Genomic DNA, 19,442 nt, shown 5'->3' on the forward strand with positions numbered 1-19,442 from the left:
AGGTGATTTTCACATGCAATTCAAATACAGGGCAGTAACGGAAGCTGGCCAGATAATTGAGGGGATTCATGATGCTCAGGATGAAAGAGAAGTAATTTCCATGCTCAAAGGAAGCAATTATATGCCCATATCCATTGAGCAGACCATAAACAGCGGAGCAAGCACTACCCTTAGCTTTGTGAAGATAAAGAAGAAGGATTTAGCGGTATTTTGCAGGCAGTTCTATACCATGTTGAACTCGGGCGTAAGCATAGTAAAATGTCTCGATATATTGGAAAAGCAAACAGAAAACAAACAAATGAAAAAGGCTATAGCAGATGTATTTGATAATGTGCAAAAAGGTATGACCCTCTCCGAAGCTATGAAGAATAATTCCAAAATATACCCTCCCATTTTGATAAATATGGTAGAAGCCGGAGAATCAAGCGGCAGCTTGGATACCATAATGGAGAGAATGGCAGTACATTATGAAAAGGAATTCAAAATTGAAAATAAAGTTAAGGGAGCCATGGTCTATCCCATAGTACTGGCCATAGTAGCAACTGCTGTAGTAGTATTTTTGATGGTTGCCGTAATGCCTACATTTGTGGGCATGTTTGAAAGCAGCGGAGTGGAGCTGCCCGGTCCCACAAAAGCACTGCTGGCCATAAGCCACTCCATAAGAAACCTCTGGTATATGTACATAATTGGAATTGGTGCTTTCGTACTTGCTATGAAATACTATGGCAGAACTGAAACCGGAGGCATGGTCTTTGACACAATGAAGCTTCGAGTACCCATATTTAAAAATACTAATATTAAGCTGGCTACCTCTCGTTTTACCCGGACTCTGTCTACCCTATTATCCAGCGGCATACCTCTCATGCAGGGCATAGACATAGTAGCCAGGGTAGTAGGCAATAAATATATATCAAGAAAATTAGATAGCGCAAAAGAAGAGGTTCGAAAAGGCGTCCCTCTTTCCAGGACTATAAAAGATGCAGGGGTATTCCCACCCATGGTGGACTCCATGATAAAAATTGGAGAGGAATCCGGAGACTTAGATGGCATACTGAATAAAAGCGCCGACTTCTATGATGAGGAGGTAGAAGTAGCCCTCCAGAAGATGACGGAAATGATGCAGCCGCTGATGGTAGTCATCATGGCCCTCATCGTAGGCTTTATAGTCATATCCATAGCCTTGCCTATGTTTGATATGGTAAATACTATTTAGAACAAAGAATACCTATATCTATATTATTTAGGGGGTGATGCAAAAATAGGGGACAAGCTCACTAATTTTATTGGTATTATATTAAAAAATTTAAGGAGGAGATTTTATAATGTTTAACTGGTTTGTAAAAAAGATCAACAATAGAAAAGGATTTACACTTGTAGAGTTAATCGTAGTTATTGCGATTTTAGGTGTTCTAGCTGCAATTGCTGTACCAAAGTTTGCTGGTACTCAGGCTAATGCAGCAAATAGAGCTCATCAAGCTAACATTAAAACATTAGAAAGTGCTGCAACTATTGCGGTTGCAAATGATGGAATTCCAACCGCTGAAGTAACATGGACCACTAGTTCTAACGCAGCTATAGCTACTGCTGGTAATGTCGGTACTAAACATGAAGCTACAAATTATATTACGGATAAAACAGGCCCAATTATACCTGCAGGTGCTACAAAAAACCCTGACAATACAGATATAACATCTGGGCATACCGTATATGAAGTTAAAATAGCAAAAGATACTGGGGTCATTACGGTATCAACAAAGTAAAATAAGAAATTTTGCTTCTTAAACCTAAATAACTAAACCGCATTACTGATCTGATAAGGTCAAAGGAGGCTGCAAATGTACATACTAATTTTCATACTCGGCATTATTATAGGATCCTTCCTGAATGTATGCATATACAGAATTCCGCGGGAAGAGTCCCTAGCATATCCATCTTCTCACTGCACCTATTGCAGCCATCCATTGAAGTGGCATGACCTGGTACCGATATTCAGTTTCTTATCCCTTAGGGGAAGATGCAGATACTGTGGGGGGATAATCTCTCCCCAATATCCCATAGTAGAATTATTGAATGGAATTATATATTTATTGGCTTTTTATCATTTTGGCTTATCAATTGATTTTGTGTTCTACAGCTTTTTAGTAAGCATTTTAATAGTAATAAGTTTTATAGACTATTATCACCAGATAATACCGGATGGCTTAATTTTAATTATTTTGAGTTCCTCTATTATATATAAAGCTCTTATATATTTTGTTTATAAAATGCCGCTATCATTTTCTGATAGCATTTCCAGCTTCATTGGAGCAGGCATATTGTTTATTATAATTGCCTTGGTGTCCAACGGAGGCATGGGCGGAGGAGACATAAAGCTCATTGCTGTATTGGGCTTTATATTAGGATTGAAAAAAACGATTTTAAATACATTATTATCCTTCCTTATAGGGGCGGTAATCTCTGTATTCCTTCTCTTATCGGGGAAGAAGGGGAGAAAGGATGCCATACCCTTCGGACCCTTTATAAATATTAGCTTTCTGATTTCTGCTTTTTGGGGAGACAGGATAATTCTATGGTATATTAAATTGATGATGCTTTAAACAAAATAGCAATCAACACAAAAATGCGAGGTGTCTTATATGCCAAAGCTTAGGGAAATTTTAAAATCAAATAATGGAGCTGCATTAATAATTGTGTTGATAACCTTGTTAGTCTTATCAATACTTACCGCTTCTGCCATATATATTAATATGACCAATACCAGACAAGTAGTTTCTCAAAAGGAATATTATCAGGCTTATTATTTGGCTTATTCGGGTGTAGAAATAGGATTTTCTGCACTAATGAACAATAGTGAATTATTTAGCGAGTTTAAAAATAACGCTAATCATACAAAGACTGAAAAAGTTTATTATGGCGAAGGCAACTTGGACGAAATTGACATTGCTATAAAATCTTCAAACGATAAGAAGAAAGTTACAATAATATCTACAGGTCTTCATAAAGCAAGCGGAAAGTCTGTTACTTTAACTATGTATTTTCCTGTTGATTTTCCATCCTTGAAAAAATGGGAATAGATGTTTTAAGGAGGAATTCCTATGAAAACAAATAATAATAAGGCTTTTACGCTGATTGAAGTAGTGCTTACAGTTGCGATATTAAGCATGCTTATGTTTATTGTTTATTCTCTATTTAGCATGAGCAGTAAGCCTCATGCCATAGTCACCCGTGAGTATGTATTGCAATCCAATGTAAGGCTGGCATCTCAGAAATTGACCTCTTTAATCAAAAAGTCAACTGCCATATTTGCTTATAAAGATGTTGAACCCATATTTGCTCAGGATATTTTCCCGGAGTCGGGCGGCTCTAATGAACTAATCCTTATTGACGAGACCTTTGTCAACAATAGTCCTAAAAAAACTGAGCTAATAGCAGCGATGGATAAGTATAAGGGCTGGAGCTTTATTGCATTGGGTTCTGGCGGTAGAGAACTGAGAGAATTTGTTTATCATAAGAATCCAGCCACCGGCAAGGGGTACTACACCTTGCAAAGAATTTTGGAAAAGCAATCCATAGGCACTTCGGACATAGTATATGAAATCCAGTATAAAAAGAAGAATCCTTATATGGAGGATAATTTATTGGAATACTCTCTAACAGGAAAATTGTCCGGCGGAGCTTCCGGAAGCGAACCAATAAATATAAAATCGGAAGTAGAAGCCTTAAGCACCTTGCAGGTAGTTGATAAGGGAGATTATACAAAAAGAGCAACGGCTTTGTTTTATAGAACCGAAGAAAGACCGATGGGCGTTGATGCAGAAGCCGCTGTAGCAATGGTCTTGGATATATCAGGGAGTATGGGGGATGATATGGGTGGTAATTCAGGCGGAAGCAACAATCCAAATGCTCCAAACGCAAGCCGTATATCAATACTAAGACAAAAAGCCGGCGACCTAGTAGATAAAATGTCATCATTGGAGAACATAAATGTTAGCTTGATTCCTTTTAGCAATAGCAGCAATCTGCCGAATGTTTGGAAAAATTACAAATATAATGGAGTTACAAAGGATCCAAAAGCATGGAAAAATGCTAAAAATGATAATGGGGAATTAAATGATCTTATAGGCAAGCTCGTATCAACAAATGGCACCAATGTAGGGGATGGCATAAGAAGAGCCTATTATAGATTTAATGGGTATGGCAAGCAGGATGCAAACAAATATATGATATTATTGATGGATGGGGTACCTACATTCGGAAGCGTTCATAAGGCTTCAAGGGATAGGCCTGGATTTTCAAATTATGTTGGGGATATCAGAATACATAATGGTGAAAACTATTATTATGATGGACGTTTTTGGTTTTTGGGTTATACTTACTATTATTTGCGTTATTATAATATTGAGTTTGTTACAAGTGATATTGAAATCTCAGAAAGCGAGTATTCCTATGATGGAAGCAGAAAGCCGGACGGCAGATATGCAGGCCGTGGTAATGCCAGTGATGATTATATAAGTAAAGGTTATATTACTGAAATGGCTAAGAAACTGGGAGATATAAAAAATAGCAAAGGTGAAAAAAATCTGAAGGTTTATGTTATCGGCTTTTCTAATGTGTCTGAGGAAAGGGCTGAATTGGATTTCATAAAAGGTGAACTGGCTAAATATACAAAGGAAGTTACAGCCTATGAAGTAACGGATGCAGAAGGCCTGGAAACTGTTTTCACGGGTATAAACCAAATTATACTTGACGATTTGTGGCACATAACAGGACCTAAGGAATAAGGTTAGGTGATATGCTTATGAATAACAAAGGAATGACTCTCATAGAAGTTATAATTGCCTTATTTTTACTAGGGCTTTTAACTATTGTCTTTCTGCCTTCAACATGGTCGAGCTATAAAATGATGGAAAAAGCAAAAGAAATTACTGTTGATACCTTTGCAGCGCAGCAAAAAGTTGAGTTATCAATGGAAAAAGCAAGAGATGATATATATGAATATCGAAAAGATCCTTCTAAGCCTAACCCGATGACTAAAAGCATCAATGCTTTTGGGAAAACAATTTCCGGTGTACCTATTAAGCAATCCGTTTTGAGCAAAGATGGGACAGTTAATCGTGGTGATATTTATGTATTCGTTGCCGATGAACCCATTATAAATGAAAATCTGCCGGAGGTAGAATGGATAAAGCTCTTTGACAAAAATAGCAAGGATATTCCGATATACTGGAAGAACAATAATCTTACCGGCAGCCACAAGATTAAAGATACGGCTAACTATTTTATGAGCCTTAAGCGATGGTATGTGTCAAAGCCCGGATTTGACGGATTCATTCCAGCCTCAGGAATCAATGAATCTTATTGGGGGACAAGATATCCATCCTGGCCTAATGACTATGAAACCATAAATAACAATGATAAGGATCAATTGATGGATTTGAGCCCATATATAGGCAAGCATGTTGTATTCACTGTAATACCTGTAGCTAAAACGGGCAAATACGGAGCTGAAGCTAATAGTAAGGAAATCTACGTAATGGGGCCGCCTATATTGGATAATATCAAATTTCATTTTGATCCATATACATTTAGAAATAATAGTGAAGTATTTTATTCTGATGGCTCACCTATTCCGAATTGGAAGGATTATTCAATATCAACACCTGTAACGTTTACACCTGTATATACTGATGCTAATAAAATGCGGATTAACTATATACATGACGACGGCAAAACCATCGTATTAAATGATTCCGAAGCAAAAATAAGCTATAATCCTACAGATGCTAATAATTTTACAATATTTGCAGTTTATAAAAACACATATACTGCAGCCGCAAGCCAGAATATTATCAAAAGAAACAGCACAGCCAATAATGGTTGGGAGATAAAGCTTAATAACAATAGATTGGAATTCAAAGTAAACCAATCAGGGACTCAAACCAAGAGCATTGTACAGAGTACTGATACGGAAGCGTCTAAAAAATACATTATAAGCGCAAGAATGTCGAGCCCAAATATGAAGCTTATATTGGACAGAAATGATAATAAGGAAGAAGGATATGAAATATTTCCTTCATACAATGTAAACAATAGCTCAGTAGCTCTAACTATAGGAGGCACATCATCCCAAGAAAACATTTATGAAATAATAATATATAATACTGCATTGTCTGATGATGATATAAATAAGGTAAGGAGTTATTTAGCTGAGAAGCATAGAATTAAACTAAAGGATTAAGAAGGGAGGTCTGTATTTGAAACTATTTTCACTATTAAACAAAAATGCTATTTCCATTGATTTGGGTTCTTATGAAACAAAGGTTATCCAAGGCAACCTAAGCAAAGAAGAAATAATGATTGATAAAGCTTTTTCCTTTAATACTCCGGCCTTTTCTTATGAAAATGGCAATATTAAAAACCAATATATACTCATTGATACTGTGAAGGAGGAGTTGAAAAAAAATAAGGTTTCATTCGCTACTTGTTATCTTAGCATCAAGAGCAGTGATATCATAACCAGAGAGATACCTTTCCCTGCTTTGGAGGATAAAGAAATAGAGGGCTTGCTGAAATATCAACTGCCTGAATATCTGCCTATGGATTACGGAAAATATGTTATTCAGCATAAGCCTATAGGCAGGATTGCAAATCAGGAAACAGAAAAGCTCAATGTACTGGTAGTAGCTATACCTAAGGATATGGTGGACATGCATTATAATTTTGTAAGGGAATTAGGACTGAAGCCTGTTGTATTAGACTATCAATCCAACGGTATCTGGAAGCTTTTTAAATTTACAGATAATATTAACGGAAGCATAGTTCCTTCACAAAAAACTATTGCAGCTATTGATTTAGGTTATGACAGCACCAATATAACCATAGTAGATAATGGGACTATACAAACAAGCAGAGTTATAGATCTGGGTGGGCAGAGCATGGACAATAATGTAACAAGTCTTATAGCCGTTAACAGCGATGAATTAAATTTAAAGAAGTCCGAAATTGAAGATGTGAGCATGGTAGAGGAAGGATTTTCTGAGCATAACAGGTATGTAAACATTGTTAAGACCAGCATGGAAGGAATAATGGACAGGATTGACAGGGTATTTAAGTATTATATATCCAAGGAAGCAGACAATGAAATAGAGACACTGCTATTATATGGAGGACTTTCAAAGATTAAAGGAGTAGACAAGCTATTTTCAAACTATTTTGGAATTCCTGCACAAGTACTTAATAATGCAAGGAAAGTAAATTTAAATGACGATTTTTATAGATATATTAATTGTGTAGGTGCACTAATTAGGGATGATGAGGTGTAATTGTTATGAAGGATTTAAACTTTTTCTCATCCTATAGTAAGAAAAGTAATAAAAAAAGCTTTGATAAATCAATTGTTTTGTATGGGATTTTGATTCTGGTTATAATGGGAATTCTTATTTATGGTTTATCTAATTTTATAGCTATTAAAAAGCTTAGCAATGATGTTGCAACCATAAACTTGGAATTAGAGGCTAATCTTAAGAATACTAAAATAAAAGAAATATTGGACAAGGAGCAGCAAATAAAGGTGATAAAGGAAGATATGGCTAAGCTAAAAGCCCTGGACAAGTATGTTCAGGACAGGGATGTTGTAAATGAGCTTTTGCTGGAGGATATACGAAATAACATTCCGTCTTTACTGTTTATAAGCTCTATGTCTGTAAATCCGGATGGCATAAGAATAGAAGGCAAATCCAAGGATAAAGAGTCAATAGCTCAATTTGAGCATAATCTCAGAAGCATGGAAAGCTTTGAACGGGTTTTCATATCCCAAGTAACAGATGATAATGGACATTATAGTTTTTATTTAGATATTAGATTGAAGGAGGAGAACGCTGATGGAGCTTAAGCTGCAAAATAATAAGCCAAAGAGAAGTATTAATATCAGCAAAAAAGAAAAAAATCTTCTCCTGATTTTGTTAGTTGCAATACTATTTTGGTTTTCTTATAAATTTGTGTTGATACCACAAGGAAAAGCCATTGAAAAGCTTAAAACGGATAAGCTAAACTATGAAAATGATTTAATAAAAATTCAAGAAATCCTTGCAAGAGAAAATGGGATAAAAAGAGAATGGGAGAACTTAAACACTGAATTCATTAGAGTATCTGAAAAGTATTATCAAGAAATGAACCAGTCTGACTTAATGCATATGTTAAACGGTATAATAGACAGTGGTCAGCTGGAGGTGCCAAGCATGAGCTTCAGAGAAACAGAGGCTTTGGAGCTGGAGGGGTTGCAGGCTGATTATCTGGGGGTATCACTTCCTTTCAGAGGCAGCTTTACTGATCTGGAAGTATTTTTGTCTCAGCTTAGGAACAGCCCTAAGAGGCTTTTGATTGACCAGCTGTCAATAACAAAGGACAGCTCGGACAGTTTAAATGGACAGCTTTCGTTTAATGCCTATGCTTATGGAGGTGCCAAGGCTAAGGAAGATGGATATTTTTATACCAATGCCTATAATAGCCCAAACAAGCCCAGCCCTTTTACTGCTTTTGACGGTTATGTGGAGGTGCCCGTTTATTCGGGAGATTCTTCAGATGGTGAAACAGAAGAAAAAAGGGCATTGTTAGCTGATTTGGAAGATGATCATATATATTATATGGGAACAGGATCAGGAGTCACCGGCAAGGTCAGTAGATTCGGCACAGCTAAATATGGCAAGACTTCGATCAGAGCAGAGTATTTTATATCTACAGACTATCAGCCTGAAAGGGCTTATGTGGTTTTGGATGACCAGGATATCAATATCAAATATCCGCCTCCATCGATAGGAATATGGGCATTTTCTTACGGTTATTCACCGGTTACAGTAGGATTGAGGTTCCAGGACATGGATGGCAGGAAGATTGATGTGGAGTTGGAAAAAGGAGTGAATTGGACAGGCTGGAAGTATATTTCTGCTTCTCCTCCACAGGATATAAATGTATATCCTTTAAAGCTGGATAGAGTATATATAGAATTAGGATCAAACAGAGATGACTATGGAGTTTTATTGTTTGACAGAATCGAGGCCAGTTATCCGTCGGAGGATAGTGAAAAAGAAGGAATGCCCAGCTATGTTTTTTATGTAGTAAAGCCGGGAGATACTTTGACTAGCATAAGCGAAAGCTTTTATGGATCCAAAACTCAATATAAGAGATTGGCGAAGGATAATGGACTGGCTGAGAATTCAATACTTGAGGCTGGAAAGGTATTAGTAATACAAAAATAAAGGGAAGGGGTGATGATTTTGAAAAGAAATATCAGATTAATTTCTATGATAACTTGTTTATTCTACATCCTCATGCTTTTCCCTTCACTAGCTGTGTTTGCTGCAGCCAATGATAATGAAGCTTATAAGGCCGGCTACAGCAATGGATTGTGGGAGGGCATAGACGCTGCTTACAGCGATCTGGAGGATGTGAAGTCAAAAAATTATTATAAAGCTATGCCCAAGGATGCGGACATCATATCAAATTATGATTTGGATAAAGAAACTTCAACCTATAAAACATATTTTATAAGAGGCTTTAAGGATGGCTTTAGAGAAGGCTACAATACAACTTATGATAACCCAAAAGTTGAGGCTAAGCCTACAAATTACGATGAAGCTCTTGGTTATCAAATGGGGCAAGTCAGCGGCTATAATGATTATTATGCAGGCAAAAGCAATAAGTGGACAAATGCAGTTCCAAGCACGACAAAATTGATAGAAATGTTCCAGCTTACTAACGAGCCTAATGCCTATAAGAATAGTTTTGTCACCAATTTTAAAGCTAAGTTTCAAGAAGGCTACGAAACTGCCTATAGAAAAGCCAAATACGAGCCTTTTAAAGCTGCTATAGAAAGAGGTGCAGCGGATGGGACCAAATTTGGAGAAATACTGGGTGCTAATTGGGGCAGATTAGATTACTATAGAAGCAGCATCAATCAATGGGATAGAGATTTGCCATCTGATGATGAGCTTAAATCAGTTTTCTTATTGGATAATGATCTGGATGATTATTCTAAGGCTTTCTTATCTGCCTTCAAGGAAGGCTATAGAATCAAGTATGAGGAAGCCTATAGAACTGCCAATGTGAATTATAATTTGCTTGCTTTTGAGAAGGGTTATGCTCATGGAAAGGGTATTGGGATTGTAAAAGGCGAGAGCCTGGCCAGGATTGACCTGCTTATGGGCAGAAGCAATGATGAGAACAGGCATAATTTCAGCGATAATAATATAATCAATGAATATAAACTGTTTAATGAAGACGAGAAGTATAGAGAAGGATTTATAAGCGGTTTCAGAGAAGGAACTAAAAATGGATATATGGTTATATATCAGAGTTCAAACTTTGAAAATTTTATGAGCAAGGCAGAAACGCAGGTAGTATCTATAAACGGTGCCCAAGTATCATCCGGAGATAATAAGATGTCCCTTAGTATTGACAAGGGCATATTTTATAATGATGTTGCAGTTTCCATAGATAGGTTCACGGGAACAAATATAAATATAAAAATGCCTTCTAAGGATAGATATATTAAGTCATCAGAGCTTTATAACATCAGAGTGGCAAGCCCCTATGACGGTCTGAACCGTGATAAGCTTATAAAGTTGAGCTTTGAATATTACGGTCCTCAAAGCGGCGGTATATATAAATATTTAAATGACAATTGGTATTACATGCCAAGCAAGATTGACGCCAATAGCATTACTACTTTCATAAACCCTGAATCCATGGCTAACAGCAGCGGAACCTATGCTGTATTTATAGATGCTGAAGCATGGAACCCTGACGATCTGAGAGGACATTGGGCTAAGGATGAGATTGTGACCTATCTGAGGCGTGGAACTGCAGGAGCATTTGAAGATAACACCTTCAGGCCTGATAGCTCTATAACAAGGGCCCAGCTGCTCTCTTGCATGAGTAAGGTTTTTAAATGGAATATTAAATCTGCTGAGGAAGATGTTGAAGCACTGCAAAAAGTGGCTGACCATAAGGAAGTCGAACCATATAAGGAATTGGTGTCTTATTGTTTAAATAAGGGTTATCTTAAAATAAGCCAGGATAATACCATTAAAATAAACAGTCAAGTGAGCTACAAGGAAGCAGAAGCCATGATGAAATTGGCAATGGAGGATAAAAATTTTTCCTGGGCTAAAGTGGCAGAAAAAATCATGAAGAACAAGGATAAGCGATCTGCGAGTTACGGCTCTATGGATGATCATATAACCAGGGCAGAGGCTCTCTATATGCTTTATTATATGACAGAATAATAATTTAAAGCAGGGATGCCGCATGTAAGCGATATTATGGCATATGCGGCATCCCTTATATTTTTTTTGCCATAACCCATATAATTTTTTTCAAATTTCATGAAAAAATAGAGGAATTATGCAACTTGTAGTGAATATATTAAGAGAATTGCAGAAAATACTGTAAATGGTGTGTAATATGAGCATGAAGACAAGGCTTAATTTAGGTTTTACCATTATTGAAATAATATTTTCTCTGGCTGTATTTGCTATTTTATTCACCGCCGTTTCCTCTCTAATGCTTACAACATTAAAGGTCTCCCAGAGTGCAAAGTATCAATATCAGGCTACAGCCTTAGCTCAGAAGCGCTTTGAAGAAATAAAAGCCTCAAAAACCGTAGAGACCGGGTTAAAGAGTTATGACTGCAATGAATACAAAATATCAGAGGAAATTCAGGCTGTTGAAGAATATAATGGCAGAGTGTACAAGGTGATAATCAAAGTCTCGAGAAATGAAGAGATTCTTGAAATCATAGAAGGATTAAAAATAATGGTACAGTAGAGGTGGAGTTGTGAATTGTCTAAGCAGAATAATAAAGGGGCAATAATGGCATTAGTTTTGCTTATGAGTTCCGTAGTCATAGCTGCCGGCACGGCATTATTATCTACATCTATAATGAATTACAAGATGAAAAGACTGAATAGCAGAGTAAAGAGAACCTTTTACTCTGCAGAAGGGGTTTTGGATGAGGCATATATCATTGCATTCAATTTTGTTGAGTCTGCATTGGAATATGCCTGTGATAAGGAAAATTTCAGAGATGCATATTTAAATTTTATAACGGGAAATTGCGAAGAATTAGGATCAGATAATAGCTTGGTCAAATCATTGAAAGATAAGAGCAATTATTTAATATATAAAGAAAGCAATATGGAAATAGATGCTGAGCTTTTTAATAAAAGCGACTGTATGCAGCTGGAAGTGGTATCATGCTGCACTGATGGCAAAATCGAGAAAAAACTGAAGCTTATTTGCCGAATAATGATACCTGGATATGATGTTTCACCTGGTGAGATAAGTCCAGAAGATTTAATTTGCATTATTGAATGGAAATTGGAAAGGTAGAACTATAATATGAGAAACAAAGGTTTTACAATAATGGAACTTCTTATTTCCTTGCCTTTGTTTGGAATGATAATCATACTGATTTTTTCCGTTACTTCTTCAAATATGCGTACTATAAACAATATAGATAAAGATGTTGAACTTCAGCAGCAGGCTCAATTTATATTCAGCTTTATGGAAGAGAAGATAATTGGGTCAACCGGTGTTATTTATTTAGAGGATATGAAAGGATTTCAAAAACACAATACAAAGGACAGGGTGTGTTTAAAAAAGATCATATTCAAGAATTTACCGGTAGGGAGGGATTATCCCCATAGGCAGGATAATGGATACATTTTTTTATTAAGCAAGGATCCGGAATGTAATCATTTTAATCTTAAATATGGTGTTGGAGTGATGGGTGGGGCATCAGATGAGGTCGGCAACTATATTGAAAGCATGGAGGCTGAGCCTATACCCGCAGACAAAAATTTCAATGAAGCAGACGGCATATTTTTGAGGATTAATTTCTTATTGGATGGATATGCTTCATCCTTTGAAAGCTCATTTTATTATAGAAATGTCGGCGGGAGGGTCTGATATTGGTCCAGCTTCAAGATAAAAAGGGACTCACAATAGTTGAATTGGTTGTTGTAATAGGTATCTTATCCTTAGTTTTGTCTATTGTCTTACCCAGGTTGGATACCGGTACATACAGGTTACTTGCTGCTTCAAAGACCTTAAGAGATGATATAAGATATGTAAGATATATGAAAATGACCGAAGGACAAAATCTGCGGATTCTCTTTCAAAGAAAGAAATATCATTTGCTCCAAGGCACTAAAGTTGTAAAGGAAGTAACGCTTGAAAGTGACTTTTCATTATATCAGAATTTTAAAGACGGTCAAATAGCTTTTTCCTTCAATGGGGGGCCTTCAACTAGCGGAGGAACTGCTACATTGGTGAATAATAAGGATAAAAAGTATTGCGAGGTAACTGTCGTGCCTGGGACAGGAAGGATTATATTGAAAAATCAAGTTTATAACGGATATAAATAAATGAGGAGGATAATTATGTTTTATTTGAAGAATTATATGGAGGAAGCAGTAAGTTCGAAGATTGATGCTGTTATCAGTCCAATGAATATTTGCAAGTGTGAAAAATGCAAGATGGACATGATGGCTATTGCCTTGAATCATCTGCCGCCGCGCTATATAGTTACGGAAAGAGGCGGCCTATATTCGAAGCTGAAGGAATTGGAGTTTCAGTTCGAGGTAGATGTTCAAACTGAAATAGTCAAAGCCGCATTGATTGTCGGCAATAATAATAGGCATCAGGATAATGAATTATAGCAAATTATCATATAAATATTTTCTGTTCTAATAGGAAAAATTATGATAATATTAAAAGAGAGTTTTTGAGGGGGTAATAGACTTGTTAAAGAGAATAAATCGAATCAGAGAAATTTTGAAATCTATCAATGCAGATGGTATTATCGCATATTCACCTGAGAATAGAAGATACCTAAGCGGTTTTACCGGCTCTACCGGCTATGCGATCATCAGTGACAAAAACGCGGGCTTCGTCACGGATTTCAGGTATACCGAGCAGGCAAATCACCAGTGCAAAGGCTTTGAAGTAATTAAAAATGAAAGCCCTGTATCTGAGTATATAGCTGATACGATAAAAAAATATGGTATAAGCAGACTGGCATATGAAGATGCTTATATGACTGTTGCTTTTTATGAGCAGTTGAGAGATAAGCTTAGCGGAGTAGAAATGGTACCTCTTAAGGAAGCTGACGGAGAAATACGCATCATAAAAGACGAAGAGGAATTGAGCAATATAAAAAAAGCTGCTGAGATTGCCGACTCTGCTTTCACACATATTTTAAGCTTTATAAAGCCGGGCATTACTGAAAATGAAGTAGCTTTGGAGCTAGAGTATTTCATGAAGAAAAGCGGAGCTTCCGGTAATTCCTTTGAATCTATAGTTGCATCGGGACTTAGATCTTCTATGCCTCATGGAGTTGCTTCAGATAAAGAAATAAATAATGGAGACTTATTGACCTTAGACTTCGGATGTGTATATAATGGATATTGTTCAGATATGACAAGGACTATTGTGGTTGGTAAAGCCAATGATGAACAAAAAAAGATCTATGATATAGTGTTGAAAGCGCAGATGGAAGCCTTGCTGCATATAAAAGCCGGGGTATTGGGCAAGGATGTTGACAAGATTGCCAGAGATATAATCTGCGATGCAGGTTATGGAGACAATTTCGGACATGGCCTGGGCCATGGTGTAGGTCTGGCTGTGCATGAAGAGCCAAGGTTATCGATATCAGGCAATAGAGTTCTTGAGAAAAACATGGTGGTTACAGACGAACCGGGCATATACATTCCCGGATTCGGAGGAGTCCGCATTGAGGATCTGGTTGTAGTAGGAGAAGATGGCCCCGTTGTTTACAGCATGTCGCCTAAAGAGCTTATAGAGTTGTAATTTTTAAGCCCTTAGAGGTAATAATATATTTATATGGTTAATTAGGAGGGATACATTTTATGGTATCAGCAAGTGAATTTAGGAAAGGTTTGACTTTTGAAATGGATGGCCAGGTATATATGGTTATTGATTTTCAACATGTGAAGCCAGGCAAAGGAGCAGCATTCGTCAGGACAAAAATCAAAAATATTATGAATGGCGGAGTTGTAGAAAAATCTTTTAACCCAACAGATAAATATCCTAAAGCTCATATTGAGAGAAAAGAAATGCAATATCTATATGAAGATGGCGGTTTATACTATTTCATGGATAATGAAACCTATGAACAAATGCCATTGAATAAAGAGCAGGTTGAGGATGCAATAATGTATATAAAACCCAATGATATTGCCATTATAAAATTCTACAAAGGAGAGGCTTTCTCAGTTGAAGCAGAGAATTTTGTAGAGCTGGAGGTCACACACACCGAACCCGGATTCAAAGGCGATACCGCAACGGGAGCTACCAAGCCTGCCACATTAGAAACTGGTATTGTAGTAAATGTTCCTTTGTTTATTAATACGGGGGATAGGGTAAGGGTAGATACAAGAACAGGGGAGTATATGGAAAGGCTTTAGTGGAATAATAAGATAGGGTCCTATTAAAGCATTGAGAATCGTTTGAAGAAAACCATAACGGAAAGCTTATATTTAACAAAAATTAGACTTTCCTTTGGCTTATAAAAAAAAGAAAAGAAGGAGATGAACTCGATGGAATACCTATATGAAAGAGTTGCTTACCTCAGAGGTTTAGTTGAAGGTTTAGGCATCGAAAACAGCACTAAGGAAGGAAAAGTAATCACAAACATCATTGATGTACTCAGTGATTTTGCCGATGCTATAAATGAATTGAATGAATCCCAGGAAGAATTGGATGAATATGTAGAAGCTATAGATGAAGATCTATCCAATGTTGAAGATGAGCTTTTTGATGAAGACGAAGATGATTATGACGATGATGACTATGGCTTCATTGAAGTTGAATGCCCTCATTGCAATGAATATGTATATTTGGATGAAGAAGTTCTAGATAAGGGAGAAGAAGTTTTTTGCCCAAATTGCCATGAACCCATTGAAATAGATGTGGATTGCTGCCATCACGATTGCTGTTGTGATGAATAATATATAATATTTAAAACTTCCGAGAATTGTTTTCTCGGAAGTTTTTTTATCTTTAAAGCGTAATTTTTTAAGAATACCTGTCATATTATTAGTACAAATCAAATAATAATTTGAGGAGAGGACAAACTTGCAGCATAAAAGACCGATGGATGAAGTTATGAACTTTCTGCCTCCTAAGATACAACAGATGATAAAAGAATGCACATCTGAGCAAATGGCGTATGCAGAGGAAATAAGATTGAGATTAAATAAACCTCTGATAGTATCGGGAGGCTATTGGAGTCGATTTATGGATAGCTATGGGGAGTTAACAAATGAAGCCGGCAGAGCCTATGTAGTGACAATGGAGGATGTTAAAAAGGCATCAGAGATTATTCAAGGCTTTTCTGTCTATTCTTTTGGTGAGGAATTAAAAAACGGTTATATTACAATTCCAGGCGGCCATAGGATAGGAATTTCCGGCAGGGTAGTTATAGAGAATGGAAATGTTAAAACTATCAAGGACATTTCCTTTATTAATTATAGGATAGCTAAGGAAATCCTGGGGGCAGGGAATGAGGTGATGCCTCATATTGTTGCTTCTCCGTCAAGCATATATAACACCTTGATCATGTCGCCTCCCCAATGCGGGAAAACTACTTTGCTAAGGGATATAATCAGGCAGCTGAGCAATGGTATTAATTCAATAAATGTGACCGGCTTCAAGGTCGGTTTGATAGATGAAAGATCGGAGATTGCGGCATGCTTTATGGGAGAGCCGCGAAATGATGTAGGGATCAGAACAGATGTTTTAGATGCTTGCCCCAAATCCCAAGGCATAATCATGATGATAAGATCAATGTCGCCTGATATTATTGCAACGGATGAAATCGGCAAAAAAGAGGATGCTGATGCTCTTTTGGAAGGTGCTAATGCAGGGGTAAAGATTATTGCTACAATGCATGGAAATGGCATAGACGACCTTGAGAAAAAGATAGAACTGCAAAAAATACACTGCAACTTCTTTGAAAGGATAGTAATTTTAGGGAGAAGCCAAGGAGTAGGAACTATTGAAAAAATTTATGACAGGGAGGGAAGAGTGCTTTATTTAAATACTAAGCAGGGGGTAGGCAGTCAATGATAAAAATAATAGGTTCCTTGCTGATAATCCTTTCAAGCGGTTTATTGGGAATTATTATGTCGAGGAAGTATAGCATAAGGCCCAAAGAGTTAAGAAAGCTAAGGTTTTCTATGCAAATGCTTGAAACAGAAATCGTATATGGTGCTACTCCTATTCCTTATGCTTGCTATAATGTAGGATGCAAAAGCGACGCACCCTGGAATAATTTTTTTCTTGCTGTCTCTGAGAACCTTTTAAAAAGAAGGTTTTTTAGCATGGAGGAAGCGTGGAATCAAGCTATGCATGACAGTTTATCCAATTCATATATGAATAAAATGGATAAGGAGCTCTTAGAAAGCTTTGGCAGAGTTATTGGGAAATCAGACATTGATGATCAGAAAAAACTTTTCAAGCTTTTTTATACCCAATTGGAGCATCATGAAAAAGCAGCTGAGGATGAGAGACGAAATAATGAGAAAATGTATAAAAGTATGGGCTTTTTATTGGGCGCGGCCATACTGATTATATTGGTTTAATGGAGGGTTACAAATGGATGTAAATTTAATTTTCAAGATTGCAGCTATTGGAATAGTGATTGCCGTATTAAATAATGTGCTTATCCGTTCCGGCAGGGAAGAAATGGCAATGATGACTACTCTGACAGGGATTGTGGTCGTTTTAATGATGGTGATAAGCCTTATCAGCCGCCTCTTTGATACTGTTAGAACCATGTTCCAGCTGTAGGTGATGGTATGAATATAATGCAAATTGTTGCCCTGGGTATTGTTGCTGCAATTTTAGCCATTGTTTTGAAAGAATACAGGCCTGAACTGGCTATGCAAGTAAGCATTGCAGCAGGTTTGATCATATTCATTTCAATGCTGAGCAAGTTTACGCAGGTTTTAGAGGTGCTAAAAAGCTATGCGGTTAAGGCAGAAGTAGATATATTATATTTTTCAATAATATTAAAAGTGATCGGAATAGCTTACATTACTGAGTTCGGTGCTCAGGTATGCAGGGATTCGGGGGAAGGCTCCATTGCTTCAAAGATTGAATTCGCAGGGAAGGTTTTAATCATGGCAATTGCAGTACCGATATATGCTGCCTTGTTTGATATCATAATAAAGATTATGCCATGAAGGTGATAAGACATGAGAAGAAGATTATTTTTAATATGCCTTTTAATATTCTTAACTTTAGGCAGCGTACATGCAGATGGAATGGAAAACCTTCTGGATGAGCAGCTGAATCAACTGAATGTGGATGAAATACAGAGATTTGCTGATGATATTGTGCTCAATTCGGAAGGTATGATTACTGAAATAAGCATCAAAGAAATAATAAAATCTGTATATATAGATTCAGGTTCTTTAAGTCTTAAAGCAATATTCAGCAAGCTATGGCTGTTTTTATGGAGAGAGTTGGCACAGAACCTTGATCTCCTCGGGAAGATAATGATATTGTCCGTTTTTTGTGCAATCCTTCAAAATCTTCATGCCGGATTCAATGATGAATCTGTCGGCAAGATAGCATACAGCGTGTGTTACGTGCTCATCATCATTCTTGCTATAGGCAGCTTCAGCATAGTTAGCAAATTATGCATAAGCACCATAGATAAGATGGTGAGCTTCATGCAATCTTTATTGCCTACATTGATAACATTGCTTTTGTCTGTGGGAGGCATAACTTCATCATCCTTGTTTCAACCTATCGTTTATACTTCTTTAACTTTAATTGCGACCATTATAAAGATGACAGTGATACCTATGGTTATGTTTTCTGCTGTTCTGTCCATTGTAAGCAATATTTCAGAGAAGATAAAAATATCCAAGCTTGCATCATTAGTAAGAGGTGTAGCTGTAGGCATGCTGGGCATAATGCTCACAATATTTACAGGAATTATTTCGGTGCAGGGATTAGCCGCATCATCATTGGATGGTTTGGCTGCAAAGACAGCAAAATTTGCGGTTGACAGCTTTGTGCCTATTATTGGAGATTTTTTATCGGAAGCATTTGACACGGTCATGAGCTGTTCCCTGATAATTAAAAACGGCATAAGCATTGCAGGGCTTTTTATAATATTAATGATATGTCTTTTCCCATTGATAAAAATTTTCTCTATTTTTGCTATATATAAGGTTTCAGGTGCATTAATACAACCCATTGTGGATAATGAATTGGTACAATGCATTAATGACATCAGCACTTCCATATTTATTATGCTATGCTGTGTAGTTTCGGTAGGCATATTATTTTTTATTTCAATAACGGTGATCATGGGAATAGGAAATATGACTGTCATGATGAGGTAGGTG

At 36.8% G+C, this 19,442-nt stretch carries 23 protein-coding genes; all 23 read left to right on the top strand.

From position 1 onward, the window contains the following. The first annotated feature begins 13 nt into the window (after positions 1–13). The 23 genes from AC4HCY_RS12455 to spoIIIAE all read left to right on the top strand — a co-directional run bounded on the left by AC4HCY_RS12455 (position 14) and on the right by spoIIIAE (position 19,439). Positions 14–1,213: a type II secretion system F family protein gene (locus tag AC4HCY_RS12455; RefSeq protein WP_491094360.1), complete on the top strand. Its 1,200-nt coding sequence runs from the start codon at positions 14–16 to the stop codon at positions 1,211–1,213. A gap of 109 nt (positions 1,214–1,322) precedes the next feature. Beyond that, complete coding sequence (locus AC4HCY_RS12460) at positions 1,323–1,760, top strand: type II secretion system protein (RefSeq protein WP_491094361.1); 438 nt, start codon at positions 1,323–1,325, stop codon at positions 1,758–1,760. A gap of 75 nt (positions 1,761–1,835) precedes the next feature. Continuing rightward, positions 1,836–2,597, top strand: coding sequence for a prepilin peptidase (locus tag AC4HCY_RS12465; protein ID WP_323433830.1), 762 nt, complete (start codon positions 1,836–1,838; stop codon positions 2,595–2,597). A 39-nt stretch (positions 2,598–2,636) separates the two neighbouring features. After that, entirely contained in the window at positions 2,637–3,074 is a 438-nt protein-coding gene (locus AC4HCY_RS12470) for a PilX N-terminal domain-containing pilus assembly protein (RefSeq protein ID WP_491094362.1), read from the top strand. 21 nt (positions 3,075–3,095) lie between these two features. Then, positions 3,096–4,781, top strand: a complete 1,686-nt coding sequence (locus AC4HCY_RS12475) for a prepilin-type N-terminal cleavage/methylation domain-containing protein (RefSeq protein ID WP_491094363.1) — start codon at positions 3,096–3,098, stop codon at positions 4,779–4,781. Positions 4,782–4,798: 17 nt separating this feature from the next. Then, positions 4,799–6,238, top strand: coding sequence for a botulinum neurotoxin N-terminal receptor binding domain-containing protein (locus AC4HCY_RS12480; RefSeq protein ID WP_323433833.1), 1,440 nt, complete (start codon positions 4,799–4,801; stop codon positions 6,236–6,238). Between the two features lie 16 nt (positions 6,239–6,254). Then, positions 6,255–7,322, top strand: a complete 1,068-nt coding sequence (pilM, locus tag AC4HCY_RS12485; protein ID WP_491094364.1) for a pilus assembly protein PilM — start codon at positions 6,255–6,257, stop codon at positions 7,320–7,322. A gap of 5 nt (positions 7,323–7,327) precedes the next feature. After that, the gene (locus tag AC4HCY_RS12490) at positions 7,328–7,891 is read left to right on the top strand and encodes a PilN domain-containing protein (protein WP_491094365.1); all 564 of its coding nucleotides are present in this window, start codon (positions 7,328–7,330) and stop codon (positions 7,889–7,891) included. Beyond that, positions 7,881–9,254: a LysM peptidoglycan-binding domain-containing protein gene (locus AC4HCY_RS12495; protein WP_323433836.1), complete on the top strand. Its 1,374-nt coding sequence runs from the start codon at positions 7,881–7,883 to the stop codon at positions 9,252–9,254. Before AC4HCY_RS12490 ends, AC4HCY_RS12495 begins: the two co-directional genes overlap by 11 nt. Before the next feature lie 18 nt (positions 9,255–9,272). Beyond that, positions 9,273–11,282 carry an S-layer homology domain-containing protein gene (locus AC4HCY_RS12500; protein WP_491094366.1) on the top strand — a complete coding sequence of 670 codons (2,010 nt, stop codon included), beginning with the start codon at positions 9,273–9,275 and terminating at the stop codon, positions 11,280–11,282. Positions 11,283–11,460: 178 nt separating this feature from the next. After that, complete coding sequence (locus AC4HCY_RS12505; protein ID WP_491094367.1) at positions 11,461–11,823, top strand: type IV pilus modification PilV family protein; 363 nt, start codon at positions 11,461–11,463, stop codon at positions 11,821–11,823. A gap of 15 nt (positions 11,824–11,838) precedes the next feature. Then, positions 11,839–12,387 (top strand): hypothetical protein, encoded by a 549-nt coding sequence (locus tag AC4HCY_RS12510; protein WP_491094368.1) that lies wholly within the window; start codon positions 11,839–11,841, stop codon positions 12,385–12,387. Positions 12,388–12,396: 9 nt separating this feature from the next. Further along, positions 12,397–12,966, top strand: a complete 570-nt coding sequence (locus AC4HCY_RS12515; protein ID WP_323433840.1) for a PulJ/GspJ family protein — start codon at positions 12,397–12,399, stop codon at positions 12,964–12,966. A 2-nt stretch (positions 12,967–12,968) separates the two neighbouring features. Then, entirely contained in the window at positions 12,969–13,424 is a 456-nt protein-coding gene (locus AC4HCY_RS12520) for a pilus assembly FimT family protein (RefSeq protein WP_491094369.1), read from the top strand. 15 nt (positions 13,425–13,439) lie between these two features. Then, positions 13,440–13,718: a late competence development ComFB family protein gene (locus AC4HCY_RS12525; RefSeq protein WP_323433842.1), complete on the top strand. Its 279-nt coding sequence runs from the start codon at positions 13,440–13,442 to the stop codon at positions 13,716–13,718. An 82-nt stretch (positions 13,719–13,800) separates the two neighbouring features. Continuing rightward, positions 13,801–14,868, top strand: a complete 1,068-nt coding sequence (locus AC4HCY_RS12530) for a M24 family metallopeptidase (RefSeq protein ID WP_323433843.1) — start codon at positions 13,801–13,803, stop codon at positions 14,866–14,868. A gap of 59 nt (positions 14,869–14,927) precedes the next feature. Further along, on the top strand, positions 14,928–15,485 hold the full coding sequence (gene efp, locus AC4HCY_RS12535) for an elongation factor P (RefSeq protein WP_323433844.1): 558 nt from the start codon (positions 14,928–14,930) through the stop codon (positions 15,483–15,485). A 132-nt stretch (positions 15,486–15,617) separates the two neighbouring features. Continuing rightward, entirely contained in the window at positions 15,618–16,028 is a 411-nt protein-coding gene (locus AC4HCY_RS12540) for a CD1247 N-terminal domain-containing protein (protein WP_323433845.1), read from the top strand. Positions 16,029–16,155: 127 nt separating this feature from the next. Then, positions 16,156–17,148, top strand: a complete 993-nt coding sequence (spoIIIAA, locus tag AC4HCY_RS12545; protein WP_323433846.1) for a stage III sporulation protein AA — start codon at positions 16,156–16,158, stop codon at positions 17,146–17,148. Beyond that, positions 17,145–17,663, top strand: coding sequence for a stage III sporulation protein SpoIIIAB (spoIIIAB, locus tag AC4HCY_RS12550; RefSeq protein ID WP_323433847.1), 519 nt, complete (start codon positions 17,145–17,147; stop codon positions 17,661–17,663). The genes spoIIIAA and spoIIIAB overlap by 4 nt, the downstream gene beginning before the upstream one ends. Before the next feature lie 13 nt (positions 17,664–17,676). Beyond that, positions 17,677–17,871 (top strand): stage III sporulation protein AC, encoded by a 195-nt coding sequence (gene spoIIIAC / locus AC4HCY_RS12555; RefSeq protein ID WP_255227339.1) that lies wholly within the window; start codon positions 17,677–17,679, stop codon positions 17,869–17,871. Positions 17,872–17,879: 8 nt separating this feature from the next. After that, positions 17,880–18,266 (top strand): stage III sporulation protein AD, encoded by a 387-nt coding sequence (gene spoIIIAD / locus AC4HCY_RS12560; RefSeq protein WP_255227340.1) that lies wholly within the window; start codon positions 17,880–17,882, stop codon positions 18,264–18,266. Between the two features lie 12 nt (positions 18,267–18,278). Then, positions 18,279–19,439: a stage III sporulation protein AE gene (gene spoIIIAE / locus AC4HCY_RS12565; RefSeq protein ID WP_323433848.1), complete on the top strand. Its 1,161-nt coding sequence runs from the start codon at positions 18,279–18,281 to the stop codon at positions 19,437–19,439. Positions 19,440–19,442: the final 3 nt, after the last annotated feature.

The organism is Lutispora sp. QWL-02 (assembly GCF_058315355.1).